Origin of the sequence: Pseudomonas sp. PS01301 (assembly GCF_029960215.1) — a bacterium.
GTDB classification, from domain to species: domain Bacteria; phylum Pseudomonadota; class Gammaproteobacteria; order Pseudomonadales; family Pseudomonadaceae; genus Aquipseudomonas; species Aquipseudomonas coleopterorum.
This window is the reverse complement of record NZ_JASCPM010000005.1, coordinates 21,897-36,949: the sequence shown is the minus strand read 5'-3', so window position 1 is coordinate 36,949 and position 15,053 is coordinate 21,897. Positions and strand designations below refer to the sequence as shown.

The 15,053-nt window shown below is 62.3% G+C and carries 12 protein-coding genes; 9 read left to right on the top strand and 3 right to left on the bottom strand.

The window, feature by feature from the left end; genetic code table 11:
• Positions 1–101: 101 nt before the first annotated feature.
• Positions 102–2,867 (top strand): DNA polymerase I, encoded by a 2,766-nt coding sequence (polA, locus tag QMX89_RS03820; RefSeq protein ID WP_282346995.1) that lies wholly within the window; start codon positions 102–104, stop codon positions 2,865–2,867.
• A 380-nt stretch (positions 2,868–3,247) separates the two neighbouring features.
• Here the strand turns inward: polA and yihA are convergent, their stop codons facing one another.
• On the bottom strand, positions 3,248–3,886 hold the full coding sequence (yihA, locus tag QMX89_RS03815; protein ID WP_049860517.1) for a ribosome biogenesis GTP-binding protein YihA/YsxC: 639 nt from the start codon (positions 3,884–3,886) through the stop codon (positions 3,248–3,250).
• Positions 3,887–4,064: 178 nt separating this feature from the next.
• Here yihA and QMX89_RS03810 point away from each other — a divergent pair, with 178 nt between their 5' ends.
• The 5 genes from QMX89_RS03810 to QMX89_RS03790 all read left to right on the top strand — a co-directional run bounded on the left by QMX89_RS03810 (position 4,065) and on the right by QMX89_RS03790 (position 10,152).
• Positions 4,065–4,673, top strand: a complete 609-nt coding sequence (locus QMX89_RS03810) for a c-type cytochrome (RefSeq protein ID WP_282346993.1) — start codon at positions 4,065–4,067, stop codon at positions 4,671–4,673.
• A 203-nt stretch (positions 4,674–4,876) separates the two neighbouring features.
• Positions 4,877–5,512 carry a thiol:disulfide interchange protein DsbA/DsbL gene (locus QMX89_RS03805; RefSeq protein WP_056844893.1) on the top strand — a complete coding sequence of 212 codons (636 nt, stop codon included), beginning with the start codon at positions 4,877–4,879 and terminating at the stop codon, positions 5,510–5,512.
• An 83-nt stretch (positions 5,513–5,595) separates the two neighbouring features.
• Positions 5,596–7,551, top strand: a complete 1,956-nt coding sequence (locus tag QMX89_RS03800; protein ID WP_282346989.1) for a diguanylate cyclase — start codon at positions 5,596–5,598, stop codon at positions 7,549–7,551.
• 119 nt (positions 7,552–7,670) lie between these two features.
• Positions 7,671–8,444, top strand: coding sequence for an N-acetylmuramoyl-L-alanine amidase (locus tag QMX89_RS03795; RefSeq protein ID WP_282346987.1), 774 nt, complete (start codon positions 7,671–7,673; stop codon positions 8,442–8,444).
• 88 nt (positions 8,445–8,532) lie between these two features.
• Positions 8,533–10,152 carry an EAL domain-containing protein gene (locus tag QMX89_RS03790; protein ID WP_049860522.1) on the top strand — a complete coding sequence of 540 codons (1,620 nt, stop codon included), beginning with the start codon at positions 8,533–8,535 and terminating at the stop codon, positions 10,150–10,152.
• A gap of 26 nt (positions 10,153–10,178) precedes the next feature.
• Here QMX89_RS03790 and QMX89_RS03785 read toward each other — a convergent pair whose 3' ends face one another.
• Together QMX89_RS03785 and algB are read right to left on the bottom strand one after the other, a co-directional pair.
• Positions 10,179–11,966, bottom strand: a complete 1,788-nt coding sequence (locus QMX89_RS03785) for a KinB sensor domain-containing domain (protein ID WP_282346984.1) — start codon at positions 11,964–11,966, stop codon at positions 10,179–10,181.
• Positions 11,963–13,309, bottom strand: coding sequence for a sigma-54-dependent response regulator transcription factor AlgB (algB, locus tag QMX89_RS03780; RefSeq protein ID WP_049860524.1), 1,347 nt, complete (start codon positions 13,307–13,309; stop codon positions 11,963–11,965). Before algB ends, QMX89_RS03785 begins: the two co-directional genes overlap by 4 nt.
• Before the next feature lie 210 nt (positions 13,310–13,519).
• Here algB and QMX89_RS03775 point away from each other — a divergent pair, with 210 nt between their 5' ends.
• From QMX89_RS03775 to QMX89_RS03765, 3 genes are all read left to right on the top strand, one after another.
• A complete protein-coding gene (locus tag QMX89_RS03775; protein WP_056844897.1) occupies positions 13,520–14,362 on the top strand; it encodes a BON domain-containing protein in 843 nt (280 codons plus the stop codon).
• A gap of 182 nt (positions 14,363–14,544) precedes the next feature.
• Positions 14,545–14,829, top strand: a complete 285-nt coding sequence (locus tag QMX89_RS03770) for a hypothetical protein (protein WP_282346978.1) — start codon at positions 14,545–14,547, stop codon at positions 14,827–14,829.
• Between the two features lie 59 nt (positions 14,830–14,888).
• Complete coding sequence (locus QMX89_RS03765) at positions 14,889–15,053, top strand: DUF1328 domain-containing protein (RefSeq protein ID WP_043191899.1); 165 nt, start codon at positions 14,889–14,891, stop codon at positions 15,051–15,053.

Genomic DNA, 15,053 nt, shown 5'->3' with positions numbered 1-15,053 from the left:
AACCTTGTCCCTTTGTTGTCACAGTTCTTGTTGACATGGTTCTTGTGGTCACAGCTCGGGGCATTCTAACGCCGAGCTCGCCGAAAAGGTTGATTCTGCTCATGAGCAAAGCTCCTCTCGTCCTGGTGGACGGTTCCTCCTATCTGTACCGCGCTTTCCACGCTCTGCCGCCGCTGGCCACCTCCAAGGGCATGCCCACGGGCGCCGTGAAGGGCGTGCTGAACATGCTCAAGAGCCTGCGCCGACAGTATCCGGACAGCCCGTTCGCCGTAGTATTTGACGCCAAGGGCGGGACCTTCCGCGATGCCATGTACGTCGACTACAAGGCCAACCGACCCAGCATGCCCGACGACCTGCGGGTGCAGGTCGAACCCTTGCACGCGGCGGTCCGCGCGCTGGGCTACCCGTTGCTATGCGTGGACAATGTCGAAGCGGACGACGTGATCGGTACCCTGGCCCGCAGCAGCGCGGCCGCGGATCGGCCGGTGGTCATTTCCACCGGTGACAAGGACATGGCGCAGCTGGTCGATGGCCACATCACGCTGGTCAACACCATGACCGGCAGCGTGCTGGACATCGAAGGCGTGAAAGAGAAATTCGGCGTCGGCCCCGAGCACATCATCGATTTTCTGGCCCTGATGGGCGACAAGGTGGACAACATTCCCGGTGTTCCCGGTGTGGGCGAGAAAACCGCTCAAGGCCTGCTCACCGGCATCGGCGGTGGCCTCAAGGAGCTCTACGAGAACCTCGACAAGGTCCCGACCCTGGCCATTCGCGGCGCCAAGTCGTTGCCGGCCAAGCTGGAAGAGCACCGGGAGATGGCCTTTCTTTCGTACGAATTGGCGACCATCAAGATCGACGTGCCGCTGGACGTCGAAGTCGATCAGCTGATGTGCACCGAGCCGGACCGCGACGCCCTGCTGGAAATCTACAGCGAGCTTGAATTCCGCAGCTGGATCGAAGACGTCGAGCGCGACGCCCGGCGCGCCGGTGAGGAACTGGCCCCGGTGCAGGAGCCGGTGGCCGCCATCGAGGTCCGCTACGAGACGATTCTCGATCAGGCCCGTTTCGATGTCTGGCTGGAGAAGCTCGAACAGGCCAGCCTGTTCGCCTTCGATACCGAGACCACCGGCCTGGACGCACAGCGCGCGCAATTGGTGGGCATTTCCTTTGCAGTCGAACCGCACGAAGCGGCCTACATTCCGTTGACCCATTCCTACATGGGCGTGCCCGAGCAGCTCGACCGCGACACCGTACTGCTGGCACTCAAGCCGCTGCTCGAAGACCCGCGCAAGCTCAAGGTCGGGCAGCACGCCAAGTACGACATGAACATCCTGGCCAACTGTGCGATTGGCGGCGTGCAGGAAAACGGCATCGAGGTTCGCGGCGTGGCCTTCGACACCATGCTCGAATCCTACGTGCTCGACTCCACCGCGACGCGGCACGACATGGACAGCTTGGCCTTCAAGTACCTGAACCACACCACCATCAAGTTCGCCGACATCGCCGGCAAGGGCGCCAAGCAGCTGACCTTCGACCAGATCGCTCTGGAACAGGCCAGCCCCTACGCCGCCGAAGACGCCGACATCACCCTGCGCCTGCACCAGCTGTTCCAGGCCAAGCTGGACGCCGTGCCCAGCCTCATGCCCGTGCTGCAGGACATCGAAATGCCGCTGGTGCCGGTGCTGGCGCGCATCGAGCGCCAAGGCGCACTGGTGGATGCCAAGCTGCTGGGTATCCAGAGCGTGGAGCTGGGCGAAAAGATGGTCGCCCTGGAGCGCGAAGCGTTCGAGATCGCCGGTGAAGAGTTCAACCTGGGCTCGCCCAAGCAGCTGGGTGTGATTCTCTACGAGAAACTCGGTCTGCCGATCATCTCCAAGACGGCCAAGGGCCAGGCTTCCACGGCCGAAGCGGTGCTTGCCGAACTGGCCGAGCAGGATTACCCGCTGCCCAAGGTGCTGATGCAGTACCGCTCGATGAGCAAACTCAAGAGCACCTACACCGACCGTCTGCCGGAGCAGATCAACCCGCGCACCGGGCGTATCCATACCTCCTACCATCAGGCGGTCGCTGCCACCGGGCGCCTGTCATCCAGTGATCCGAACCTGCAGAACATTCCGATCCGCACCGCCGAAGGCCGCCGCATCCGTCAGGCGTTCATCGCCGCGCCGGGGTATCGTCTGCTGGCTGCCGACTATTCCCAGATCGAACTGCGCATCATGGCCCACCTCGCCAAGGACGAAGGCCTGCTGCATGCCTTCCAGAACGATCTGGACGTGCACCGCGCCACGGCAGCGGAAGTGTTCGGTGTGGACCTGGCTCAGGTCACCACCGACCAGCGACGCAGCGCCAAGGCGATCAACTTCGGCCTGATCTACGGCATGAGCGCGTTCGGCCTGGCCAAGCAGATCGGCGTCGATCGCAAGCAATCGCAGGCCTACATCGATCGCTATTTCGCCCAGTACCCCGGCGTGCTCGAGTACATGGAGCGCACCCGCGCCCAGGCCGCCGAGCAGGGCTTCGTCGAAACCCTGTTCGGCCGCCGGCTGTATGTGCCGGACATCAATGCCAAGAACCCGGCCCTGCGCCGCGGCGCCGAACGCACCGCGATCAACGCCCCGATGCAGGGCACGGCGGCAGACATCATCAAGCGCGCCATGGTCGCCGTGGACACCTGGCTGGCCGACAGCGGGCTGGATGCGCGGGTGATCCTGCAGGTGCACGATGAACTGGTGCTGGAAGTACGCGAAGATCTGGTCGAACAGATCGGCACCCAGATCCGTCCGCACATGAGCGGCGCTGCGCAGCTGGACGTGCCCCTGCTGGTGGAAGTGGGCGTGGGCTCCAACTGGGACGAGGCGCACTGATTCGACACCGTGTCGGCTGCTTCGCGGCCACTGGCCGCTCCTACACACCGATTTTCCGTAGGAGCGGTCAGTGGCCGCGAACAGACCTGTCTCTCGTAGGAGCGGTCAGTGGCCGCGAACAGACCTGGCCCGATGCCAGCAATCATGAAACCCTGAACTTCACATGAAACCAACGACTTAGTGCAAATAGTTTGCATCTACCGAGGAACTCCGCCGGCCATCCTCAGTCAGATATTGGGATTGGCTGGTGAAGCCTTTCGATGCTCCTATGTTGTGTTAAGTGTTGGCAGATATCCGGACCCTCAGCGGTTCGGACCTTGAGCCCCAGACTTCCCCCTCCCCATACGAAGTCCGGGGTTTTTTTTGCCTGGCTTTTCTGTTCAGGCTTCGGCGCTGTCCTTGTCCGGCAACTCCATCCAGCGCGCAAGCACCGTGTAGGCCTCTTCCAGACCCAGACGCTTGGGCGCAGAGAACAACTGGATGCTCACCGCATCGCCCCAGCCCTTGCGAATTTCCGCCTGAACCTTGAGCAGCGTGTTCTTGGCCGCGCCATAGGTCAGCTTGTCGGCCTTGGTCAGCAGAATGTGCATGGGCATGTGGCTGGCCACCGACCAGTCCAGCATCAGCAGGTCGAAGTCGGTCATCGGATGGCGGATGTCCATCATCAGAATCAGCCCCTTGAGGCTTTCACGGCTGCCCAGGTACGCCTCCAGGTGACGCTGCCAGTGCTGCTTGAGCGGGATCGGCACCTTGGCGTAGCCGTAACCCGGCAGGTCGACCAGGCGGCGGTCTTCGTCCAGATTGAAGAAGTTGAGCAACTGCGTGCGGCCCGGGGTTTTCGACGTGCGCGCCAGGCTGGCGTGGGTCAGGGTGTTCAAGGCGCTGGACTTGCCGGCGTTGGAGCGGCCGGCAAACGCGACCTCGAACCCTTCGTCATCGGGGCACTGGTCGACCTTGGCAGCGCTGAGCGAAAAGGTAGCCTGTTGGCACAGGCCCAGGATGGGGTTTTTGAGTTGCATGTGATTTCCGGTAGAGGCAGGGCCCGATGCACAGGCCGCAAGAACGATGCAGCGAAGTATATAGGGCTGGGCAATATGTGGGTGATTTTGCCGGCAATGGCGTGCGCACAGGCATAATGCATCCAGGCCTGCCGTGGGGTACGGCAGGCTGCGAACTTCACCCTGGTTGGATCAGTCGATGAGCGCAATACGTGTGATGGGCCTGCTCGGCGCCCTGCTGGCCAGCGGTGCGGCGAGCGCTGCCGAGCTGGTGGGCGATGGCGCCCGAGGTCAGCCGCTGACGACCCTGTGCGCGGCGTGCCATGGTCCCAGCGGCAACAGCCTGGTGCCGATCTTTCCAGCGTTGGCCGGCCAGGGCGAGCGCTATCTGAACCAGCAGTTGCTGGACATCCGCGACAACCGTCGCGTGGTCCCGGAGATGGCCGGCACGCTGGCCGGCTTCAGCGATCAGGATCTGCTCGACATTGCCAACTGGTACGCCAGCCAGAAGCCGACCCCTGGCGAAGCCCAGGCCGCCGCGCCGCAGCGTGGTCAGGACCTCTATCGCGGCGGCGACCTTGCCGTGGGGCTGCCCGCCTGCAGCGCTTGCCACAGCCCGGACGGCGCCGGCGCTGCGCTTGCCGGCTTTCCCCGGCTGGGCGGGCAGCACGCACCCTACCTGATCAAGCGCTTGACCGATTTCCGTCAGGGTGACGACGCTGCGGCGCCGATCATGCATCGGATTGCGGCCAAACTGAACGATGACGATATCGCGGCCCTGGCAGCGTATATCCAGGCGCTACGTTGAAGCCATACGATTCGGGTCAGGATCAGGTCCGCCCTTGCGGTTCGCTCACGCCGTGTTGCATCCATTGCGCAATGAAATTAGTGCAAACGCCCTTCCCGTCTACCCTTTTTTGACATCACTGCCGTTACACTACCCGCCTCCATCAGGCAGGTCCGGTGCTCACACCGATCCGTCCCTTGTATGAAACTGCTCAGGAGTCACGCATGCGTAATCTGATTTTCGGCGCCTTTCTCGTTGTCGCCAGTGCCATGGGCGTTACCGCCCAGGCGGCGGATGTGCCGCTGGAAGCCGGCAAGACCTACGTTCAATTGAGCGCCCCGGTGCCTGTGGCCGAGCCTGGCAAGATCGAAGTCGTCGAAATGTTCTGGTACGGCTGCCCGCACTGCTACGCGTTCGAACCGACCATCAATCCATGGGTCGAGAAGCTGCCGGCCGACGTCAACTTCGTGCGTATTCCTGCCATGTTCGGCGGCCCTTGGGACGCCCATGGCCAGCTGTTCCTGACCCTTGAAGCGATGGGTGTGGAGCACAAGGTCCACAACGCCGTGTTCAACGCCATCCAGAAGGAACACAAGCGCCTGACCGACCCTCAGGAGATGGCCGAATTCGTCGCCACCCAGGGCGTGGACAAGGACAAGTTCCTGCAGACGTTCAACTCCTTCGCCATCAAGGGCCAGATCGCCAAGGCCAAAGAGCTGGCCAAGAAGTACGAAATCTCCGGCGTGCCGACCATGATCGTCAACGGCAAGTATCGCTTCGACCTGGGCACCGCCGGTGGTCCGGAGCAGACCTTGAACGTGGCCGACCAGCTGATCGCCAAGGAACGCGCTGCCAAGTAAGCGGCGACACCCGCGATACGACGTTTTCGCAGCGTGCCCATCGCGGGTGGGCGTGAGCTGCAGGTCAACGAGCAGCCCTTGCCATGAGCGACGACAGCCAGCGCTGGAAAGAGAAATACCTGCACAGCATCGACCAGCAGGAAAAGCTCGAGCGGCGCTGGAACGCTCGGCTCGACCTGCTGCGTCGGGGTCTGGTGCGCAGCAGTCTGGCCGCCGAGGGCAGCGACCGCGCGGTGGACGCGTGCATGAAGGAAATGCGCGAAGTACTGCGTGGCGAGGACATGGATGCCAAGCTGGCCGCGTTGATCCCACGCCTGGAAACCGCAGTGCTGGAGTCCGAACAGCGGCGTCAGTCCCGTGTCCAGCAGATCGGCACCGCACTGGGGGCGTTGGTCACCCAGCTGCAATCGCTACCCTTGCCGCGCGACATCAGCAAACCCTTGAAGAAGCTTGCCCACGGCTTGGAGGAGCGCGCCGGCCAGGCACGCGAGATGCCGCTGCTGCTCAGCGAGCTCAGTGGTTTGCAAGAGCGGGCACTCAATACCCTCGACCGACCGTTGCGCGCGCAGCGGGCGGGCTTGCTGCAGCGTCTGTTCGGCAGTCCCGATGCGGTCGATGCAGGCTCGCTCCGGCCCATGCAGGATGGGTCGCCGGTGCCAGACTCGGTGCCTCCAGCAGCTATGGCAAAGCCCGAAGTGCCCGAAGTGGCAGAAGTACAAGAAGCACCGGAAGCACCCCCAGTACAGTTGTCATCCGGTGCCGAGCCTGAGCCCGTTCGCGTTCAACCCGTAGAGCCCCATCCAATCCTGCTCGCTCGCAGCACTGGCACTGTGGAGCCTGTAGTCAGCGATGCCGAGGCCGTCGCATCGCCCGCCATCACCGAGCCGACCGAACAGTCCACCGAGCAGCCCATCGAACAGATGGAAGTGCTCGACAGCGACTTGACCGACGAGCAGGCCTTCTACGCCTTGCCCGCCAGCCTTGAACCGCCCTATAGCAGCGTGGCCAGCCACATCGAAACCACTTTGCTCGAACTGCTGAGCGAATTGACCCTGCCCGAGCGCTATATGGCTCAGGCCCAGGCCATGCACGCGCGCATCCAGCGTGGGCTGAACTGGTATGAGCTGTTGCCGGTGCTCGATGAGCTCGCCATATTGATGCTGGCCGTCAACGACGGCAGCCAGCAGGAATTCGAGCGCTACCTGCAGCAGCTCAATCAACGCTTGGAGAATTTTCAGCGTCAGTTGCAGCTCACCCATGGCGACCATGTCGAGTCGCGCAGTGCCGCCCTGGCGCTGGACGATGTATTGCGCGAACACGTCGACGGTCTGCAGACCAGCATGCGCGGCGCCACCGATATCGACGGCCTCAAGCAAGTGCTGGAAAGCCGCCTCGAAGGCCTGCTGGCCAGCATGGAACAGCACCGTCTGCAGCGTGAGGCCCGCGAGCAGGAAATCGCCGCGCGTCTGCACGGTCTCGGCGAGCGAGTGACCAGTATGGAGCGCGAAGCGCTCGATTACCGCGACAAGCTCGAACAGCAACGCCACAAGGCGTTGCTCGACCCGCTCACCGGCTTGCCCAACCGAGCCGCCTGGAACGAGCGGCTGGCGCTGGAGCATGGGCGCCTGCAACAAACCGGCACGGGCCTGCTGCTGGCCATTCTGGACCTGGACCATTTCAAATCGATCAACGACACCTATGGCCATCAGGCCGGCGACAAGGTTCTGAAGATCATCGCCAATGTCCTGCGCAAGGGCCTGCGCGGTGACGATTTCATCGCCCGCTTCGGTGGCGAGGAGTTCGCCCTGCTGATGCCCGGCAGCGATCTGAGCGGCGGCAGTCGCTTGCTCGAACGCCTGCGTGCAGCGGTGGAGCAATGCCCTTTCCATTTCAAGGGCGAGCGCGTCACCGTGACGATGTCCGCCGGTGTGGCAGTGTTCAAATCAGGTGAAAACGCCAGTCAGGTGCTCAAGCGTGCCGACCAGGCGCTGTACCGTGCCAAGGAAACTGGACGCAACCAGATCGAACAGGCGCCCTGAGCCTGCCTCGAACGTGTACGCAACATTCGGCAACGAGGCGTCATGCATGTCACCTCAATCCGAGCCACCAGCTAGGCTATGCTCACGCTCTTTTCCTACAACCTGCATGTGACCCTCCCATGAAGTTGCTCCTAGTTGCCCTATCTTTGCTGGTGCTGGCCGGTTGCTCGAACGGTTTGAGCATCGATCGCAGTCACCCTTCCGCGAATCACGACAACCGCGTGCAATTCGTGGTGCTGCACTACACCTCGGCTGACGAGGCGCGGTCCCTGCAATTGCTGACCCACGGGGAAGTCAGCAGTCACTACCTGATCGGCGATCGCTCGGCCACGGTCTACCAATTGGTGGACGAGAGCCAGCGTGCCTGGCATGCCGGCGACAGCCAGTGGGATGGCCGGACCTGGCTCAACTCCAGCTCCATCGGCATCGAAATCGTCAACCCCGGCTACAAGGACACCCCGAACGGTCGTGTCTGGTACCCCTACAGCGAAGCGCAGATCCAGGCGGTGATCGCGCTGCTCAAGGATATCGTCCAGCGCAACGGTATCGCCCCGCGCAACATCATCGGCCACAGTGATATCGCCCCGTTGCGCAAGACCGATCCGGGGCCGATGTTTCCCTGGCAGCGCCTGGCCGAGCAGGGCCTGGGCATCTGGCCCGATGCGCAAGCCGTGGCGCGCAATCAGGCGCGTTTCCAGGTCAGCCCGCCAAGCATCTCCTGGTATCAGCAGCAGCTGGCCCGACTGGGTTACAACGTGGTCCAGAGCGGCGAGCTGGACATCGCCACGCGGCATGTGATCGCGGCGTTCCAGATGCACTTCCGCCCGCAACGCTTCGACGGCGAGCCCGATGCACAAAGCGCCGCGATCCTGCAGGCGCTCAACAGCAGGTAACGATGGCTTTCACGTTGATGGGCCCGAAAGCGCGGGCCAATCGCCATCCTGTTGCTATACATTGATGCCCCCGACTGGATGATTCTCGATGGCCGCCGTTTTCCCGCAGCTCCGCAGTCTTCTGTACCGCCCTTGGGCGCTGGCCATGCTCGCCGCACTGGCCAGCGCGCTGTTGCTGTTCGCGGCCAGTTTCGCGTTGATCATGCATCAGCTTCAGCTCAGCGAAAGGCAGCAGATGAATGCCAGCGGCGAACGGTTCCTGGTGCGCCTGGAGCAGGTGTTCGGTCAATTGCGCGAGGGGGTCGATGCGTTGCAGGCGCAACCCGTCCGCCATTGCGGCCCGCAGATGATGGACGCCCTGGAGAAGATCGGCTTCGATAACCGCTTCGTTTTCGAGGCCGCGTTCATCGACGGCGCCCAGCGCTGCTCCAATCGCCGTGGCAAGGACGTCGCCAGCCTGAGTCGCCCCCCGGACATCCAGGGTTCCACCTACAGTTATTGGCTCAACACCACTACCCAACGCAATGACAACTGGGCCGCGCTGATGCTCGGACGCGGGCCGTTCCGGGTCTCGACCTCCCGAGGGCACTTGAGCGATGTGGTCGATCTGCCCGCCGGTGGCAGCCTGCTGGTGGTTCTGGATCAGGGCCGCCGGGCGATTCCCGTGCTCGGCTCCGAGCAGCCCTGGCCGCCGGCCTCGGGCTGGCGCGCCGATGCGGTCGATGCCCTGCAGGTAACGTCGGACCGGCTGATCTACCGCATGTCCACCAAGTCCCCGGACTTTCAGTTGGTGCTGATCGCGCCGCGCAGCAAGGAACTGCCCATATTCAATACCCTATTGTGGCTGCTGTTTCCGGTCAGCCTGGTGGTGGCCCTGTGCATTGGCTGGCTGGTCCTGCAGCTGATCACTCAGCGCCGCTCGATGGGTGGCGAGTTGCACGGTGCGTTGCGTCGCGGGGAACTGCAGGTGCTCTACCAGCCGATCTTCGATCTGAGCAATCGGCGCTGTGTCGGTGCCGAGGCCTTGGTACGCTGGCGCCGACCCGACGGTACCCTCACCAGCCCGGAGCTGTTCATTCCATTGGCCGAGCACAGCGGGCAGATCCGGCAGATCACCGACTTCGTCCTGCAGCAGTCGCTGGAGCAGCTCAGCCACCTGTTGCGAGCCAATCCGCACCTGTACATCTCGGTGAACCTGGCCGCGTGCGACGTCACCGTGCCGCGTATCGGTGAGGTGGTGGCCCAACTGCTGGCGATCTATCGCGTGGCACCCGAGCAGATCGCCTTCGAGGTTACCGAACGTTCCCTGATCGACGTCGACGTGGCGCGCGAAAACCTTCAGGCCCTTCGCGATGTCGGTCATACGGTATTGATCGATGATTTCGGCACCGGCTACTGCAGCCTGGCCTACCTGCAAAGCCTGCCCGTGGACTGCCTGAAAATCGACAAGGCGTTCATCGACGCCCTGGGCGATGACGCTGAAAGCAGTGGTGTGGCGCCCCATATCATTCGCATGGCCCACGCCTTGGACTTGCGCGTGATCGCCGAAGGCATCGAGCACGAGGCTCAGGCGTTGTTGCTCGAAAGCGAAGGCGTCGACTATGGCCAGGGTTGGCTGTTTGCACAGGCGTTGAATGCGCGCCAGTTCAAGGAACTGATCACCAAGGGCCGGCGCCGCGCTGGCCGGCGTGCGGGCGACGAAGCCTGAGCGCGGACAGCGCTCGCGACGTCCGCCTAGATCGACAGGGTCATGTAGAACTGGGTGCCTTGCCCAGGCCGTGAATAGACGCCCATGCGGCCACCGTGCAGTTGCACGATTTCCTTGCACAGCGCCAGGCCCAGACCGGCTCCGCCCTTCTTGCGGCCCACCTGCACGAAAGGCTCGAAGATCCGCCCCTGCTGGCCGTAGGCAATGCCCTCACCGTTGTCTTCGACGCTGATGATCACCCGCTCGGCGTGGCGACGCGCCTGCAAGCGGATGTGACCGTTTTCCGCGGTATGTCGCAGGGCATTTTCCAGCAGGTTGTCCAGCACCCGATCCAGCTGCCCTGCATCCACGTGCAGGCGCGGCAGCCCTTCGGTCAGCTCGACGGTCAGCGTAATGCCCAGCTCATGGGCGCGGCTGGCGAAACGCTCGTAGGCGCGTTGCAGCAGGTCATCCAGCGCACAGGGGGCCAATACCAGCTTCTGCAGACCGTTCTGGTAGCGAGAGAAGTTGAGCAGGTCATTGATCAACTGCATCAAGCGCTGCATCTCTTCGTTCACCGTCATGAGCAGGTCCGCCTCGCGGCTCTGCTCGGGAAAATGCACGCGCTCCTGCAACAGCCCGAAGGCCATGTGCATGCCCGTCACCGGCGTACGCAGTTCGTGGGAAGCACGCAGGACGAACTCGCTGCGCACGCGCGCGAAGGCGCGCTGCTCGGTCACATCGTGCAGCACCATGACCGCGCCAAGGATATTGCCTTGGGTGTGGGTCACGGGCGTCAGGCTGTACGACAGCAGCCGCGCCTCTCCATCGACATCGAAACTCAGGTCGTCCAGCGCACGTTCCATGCTGCCGCCGCGCAGGATCAGGTTCAGCTGCTCGTCCAGGTCCGGTCTGCCCAGCGCCTCACCCAGACCCAGGCCCAGACGATGGTCTTCCCAGCCCAGCTGACGCTGCGCCACAGGGTTCAAATGCTCCAGCTGACCTTGCCGATCGATCATCAGCAAGCCGTCGTCGATACTGTCCAGGACCGCCTGCAACCGTTGCTGACCGGCGCGAAGCTCATCGACGTTGGTCGCCTGGTGCTGACGCAGCGCGTGGGCCATGGTGCCGAAGCGGCTGGCCAGGCGATTGAGTTCGGCCGCCGGTGACACCGGCAGTTGCACGTCGAAGTTGCCCTGACTGATATCGTCTGCAGCCTTGGCCAAGGCTTCGATGGGTTCACCGAAACGGCGGGCGATACCGTGCGCGGTGAAGTAGCCGACGATGAGCACCGCCAGCCCCACCAGGCCGAGCAGGCCCGACACCCACATCGCTCGCTGATGAGACTCATGCTCCAGCGCCGCGATGCTTTGCAAGGTGCCCTTGTAGGAGTCGATCAAACCGGTGCGCAAGGTATTGAACGCCTGGCTCAAGGGCGGGTTCTGGCTCAACGGCAAGTGTTGCGTAGCCGTGGCGCGGTATTGCGTCACGAAGGTCTGGAAGTTTTCGGCGGACTGCAGAAAGCCATAGTGGGCACTGTGGCTTTGCTCGTGCGCAATGCCTTCATCGAGCAGGGCCTGAAACTGCTGCTGTGCCTGAGCGATGCCCGCTGCGTCCGGGTTCGCGTCCAGCATCATGACCAGTTGATCGCCCAGGTTCTGGCGCATCTTGAGCCCCAGGTCCAGGGTGGTGAAATGGCTGCGCAGCATGCTCTCCTGCGAAGCAGCCATCTGCATCACGCTGACCAGACCCAGCACCAACCCCAGCAACGCGACGGTAATCAGCGCCGAAATGCTGAGAAACAGCCGGGTATGCAGCTTCATGGCCAGTTTCATAGGTTGTACTGTTTACGTTTGCGGTAAAGCGTCGAGGCGTCGATGCCCAGGGTCTTGGCGGCCTGATCCAGGGTATCGCTGGTGGCCAGCACCGCACCGATGTGGGCCTTCTCCAACTCGTCCAGACTCAGCGCGGCACCGATGCGCGGCGCATTGTTGGCAGGCTGCTCGGCCATGCCCAGATGGCTGACCTCGACGCGCTCCTGGGGGCAGATAATGCTGGCCCGTTCGATCACGTTGCGCAGCTCACGAATGTTGCCCGGCCAGCGGTAGTTGAGCAGAGCGGCGCGGGCCTCTTCGCTGAAGCCACGGGCAGGCCGCGCGTATTCCTTGACGAAGCGCGCTAGGAAACGATCGGCCAGGGTGAGAATGTCCTCGCTGCGCTCGCGCAGTGGCGGCAGGTGCAGGGTAATCACGTTCAGGCGATACAGCAGGTCTTCGCGAAAACGTCCCTCGCGAACCATGTCTTCGAGGTTGAGGTTGGTCGCCGCCAGAATGCGCACGTCGGCGCGACGCGTGACCGGGTCACCCACCCTTTCGTATTCCTTGTCCTGAATGAAACGCAGCAACTTGGGTTGCAACGTCAGCGGAAAGTCGCCGATCTCGTCGAGGAACAGCGTACCGCCATCGGCTTGGTTGACCCGGCCCAAGGTGCTTTCACTGGCGCCGGTGAACGCGCCGCGGCTGTGGCCGAACAGTTCGCTCTCCATCAGCTCGGCGGTCAGGGAAGGACAGTTGATGGTCACGCAACTTTTCTTGGCGCGTTTGCTCCAGCCATGGATGGCCCGTGCCAGTTCGCCCTTGCCGGTCCCCGACTCGCCGAGGATCAGGATGTTGGCATCGGTGACTGCCACCTGACGCGCGGTTTCCAGCACGACCATCATCGCCGGGCTGTGCGAGTCCAGGCCGTCCTTGGGCTTGCGCACCTCGCCTTCGAGTGCCTCGAGGCGTGCCGAGAGTTGGCGTACCTCAAGCTGCTTGGCGGTCGCAAGACGCAACTGATCAGGGCTGCAAGGCTTGACCAGATAGTCGGCAGCACCGGCCTGGATTGCGTCCACAGCAGTATCCACCGCCGAATGCGCGGTCACGATCACGACGCGCATCCAGGGCGCCTGCACGCGCATCTGCGCCAGGACATCGAGGCCGTTGTCTTCGCCCAGGCGCAGGTCGAGGAAGCACAGATCAAAGACCTGACGCTGCATCAGGGTATCCGCCTGGTTGGCGCTGTTGGCCGTCGCGACGCTGTAGCCTTCGTCTTCCAGGCAATAGCGGAAGGTACGCAGGATGGCAGACTCATCGTCGACCAGCAGAATGCGGCCTTTATGCTCCGTGCCAGATTCCATTTTCCTACGCTCCTTAGAGAAATTTCTTGGTTGATCCCGGAAAGATCGGGCAGCTTGCATGGTCAATTCTGATTGATTCGGCAGGCTGCATGGTAGCTATTCGCTCATGACATTTCTAACTGTATGAAATGTCTGAGCTTTCAGTAGGTAAAAAGTTTGGCATGTGCCTTGCGACATCAGCTGTTTGTCTTGAATTGGAGGAGAGTACGAATGAGCAGCTTCAAACGACTCACGTTGGCGAGCGTCATCGCAGGCCTGGTCAGCCTTTCGTCGTTGGCCGCGGCGGCCCCCGCCAGTCTCGATCAGCAATTGCAGGCGGCCCGGCAAGAGGGCTCGATCTGGACGGCATTGGCCTTGAATCGCCAGCTCAACGGCTTCGAGTTCGGCGTGAAGGTCGACCAGGGCACCGCCACCCTGACAGGCGCCGTGGAAGACGAAGTCGACCGCGAGCTGGCCGAGCAGGTAGCGCTCAATACCCAAGGTATCGACAAGGTCGACAACCGTCTCACCTTGAATCCGGAGTTGGTTGAGCACGTCAATCAACGGCAGCAGTTCGCGCAACATCTGGAAGACGCCACGCTCACGGCAATCATCAAGTCCAAGCTGCTGTGGAACACCAGCACTCAGGCATTGGACATCGTGGTCAGCACGGCTGATGGCGTCGTCACGCTCAAAGGCCAGGCACAGACGGCCGACGCGAAACAGTTGGCAGGCACCCTGGCGACCAATACCGATGGCGTCTACCAGGTGAACAATCTGATCAGCCTCGGCGCGGCGGATACGGCTACCACGCGTGCCGAGACCCAGGCGAAGAAAACCGAGGAAGCGCTGAGTGATACGTGGGTCACCAGCAAGATCAAGGCGAGCCTGCTACTCAATCGCGATCTCGACGGGCTGAGCATCGACGTGGAGACCCGTACCGGTATGGTCACGCTCAAGGGCGATGTCGCCAGCTCCGAGCAGAAAACCCTGGCGGTCGAGGTTGCGCGCAACATTCGCGGTGTCCGCGGAGTTGATGCCGATCTGCTGAAAATATCCAAGCCCATTATCTGATCGTGCAAATAGCCCGACCTTGACGGGCTCATCGTGCAGGTTGCTACCCAGCGGCAATTTAAATTGTCTATAAGTAACTGATTTAAAGGGGAATTATTGGAACAAAAAGGTTGGCATGCAGGCTGCAATATCCGTATCAAGATTACACGTACAGCCGCCATCCTAGTTCAAGGAGTTACCGGATGAACCGTCCTCAAGCCGCTCAAGCGTCCGCCCTGTCCCAATCGATGCGCCAAGCATTGTTCTTGGTCCTGGCCGCTTTGGTGACGTTGTTGGCGGTTCAGCAGTATGCAAGCTGGGCAGCCTCGCAGCAGCAGGAGCTTCTCCTGCCGTCTCAAGAGCGTCTTGTCGATACGGCTCATCTCAATCCTGCCAGTGCGCACTGGGTGGGCTACAAGCAATCCGGAAACATCGAACGCGTACAAACCAGCGAACCGGTTGAACACATTCGCAGTTGGGTGTTCTGAGCTTGGGTAACGCATCTGATCAACAGATAAAACACGACAAATCGTAAAGGAGATACACCATGCTGAGTTGGGCAGTCACATTCCTGATCATCGCCATCATCGCCGCCGTTCTGGGCTTCGGTGGTATCGCCGGCACCGCAGCAGGCATCGCCAAGATCCTGTTCGTCGTATTCCTGGTGCTGTTCGTCGTTTCGTTCATTTTCGGCCGTCGCGGTCGAGGCTGA

Coding starts and splice junctions, on each gene's coding strand:
- polA (WP_282346995.1), top strand. CDS start 102: ATGAGCAAAGCTCCTCTCGTCCTGGTGGACGGTTCCTCCTATCTGTAC.
- yihA (WP_049860517.1), bottom strand. CDS start 3,886: ATGCAACTCAAAAACCCCATCCTGGGCCTGTGCCAACAGGCTACCTTT.
- QMX89_RS03810 (WP_282346993.1), top strand. CDS start 4,065: ATGAGCGCAATACGTGTGATGGGCCTGCTCGGCGCCCTGCTGGCCAGC.
- QMX89_RS03805 (WP_056844893.1), top strand. CDS start 4,877: ATGCGTAATCTGATTTTCGGCGCCTTTCTCGTTGTCGCCAGTGCCATG.
- QMX89_RS03800 (WP_282346989.1), top strand. CDS start 5,596: ATGAGCGACGACAGCCAGCGCTGGAAAGAGAAATACCTGCACAGCATC.
- QMX89_RS03795 (WP_282346987.1), top strand. CDS start 7,671: ATGAAGTTGCTCCTAGTTGCCCTATCTTTGCTGGTGCTGGCCGGTTGC.
- QMX89_RS03790 (WP_049860522.1), top strand. CDS start 8,533: ATGGCCGCCGTTTTCCCGCAGCTCCGCAGTCTTCTGTACCGCCCTTGG.
- QMX89_RS03785 (WP_282346984.1), bottom strand. CDS start 11,966: ATGAAACTGGCCATGAAGCTGCATACCCGGCTGTTTCTCAGCATTTCG.
- algB (WP_049860524.1), bottom strand. CDS start 13,309: ATGGAATCTGGCACGGAGCATAAAGGCCGCATTCTGCTGGTCGACGAT.
- QMX89_RS03775 (WP_056844897.1), top strand. CDS start 13,520: ATGAGCAGCTTCAAACGACTCACGTTGGCGAGCGTCATCGCAGGCCTG.
- QMX89_RS03770 (WP_282346978.1), top strand. CDS start 14,545: ATGAACCGTCCTCAAGCCGCTCAAGCGTCCGCCCTGTCCCAATCGATG.
- QMX89_RS03765 (WP_043191899.1), top strand. CDS start 14,889: ATGCTGAGTTGGGCAGTCACATTCCTGATCATCGCCATCATCGCCGCC.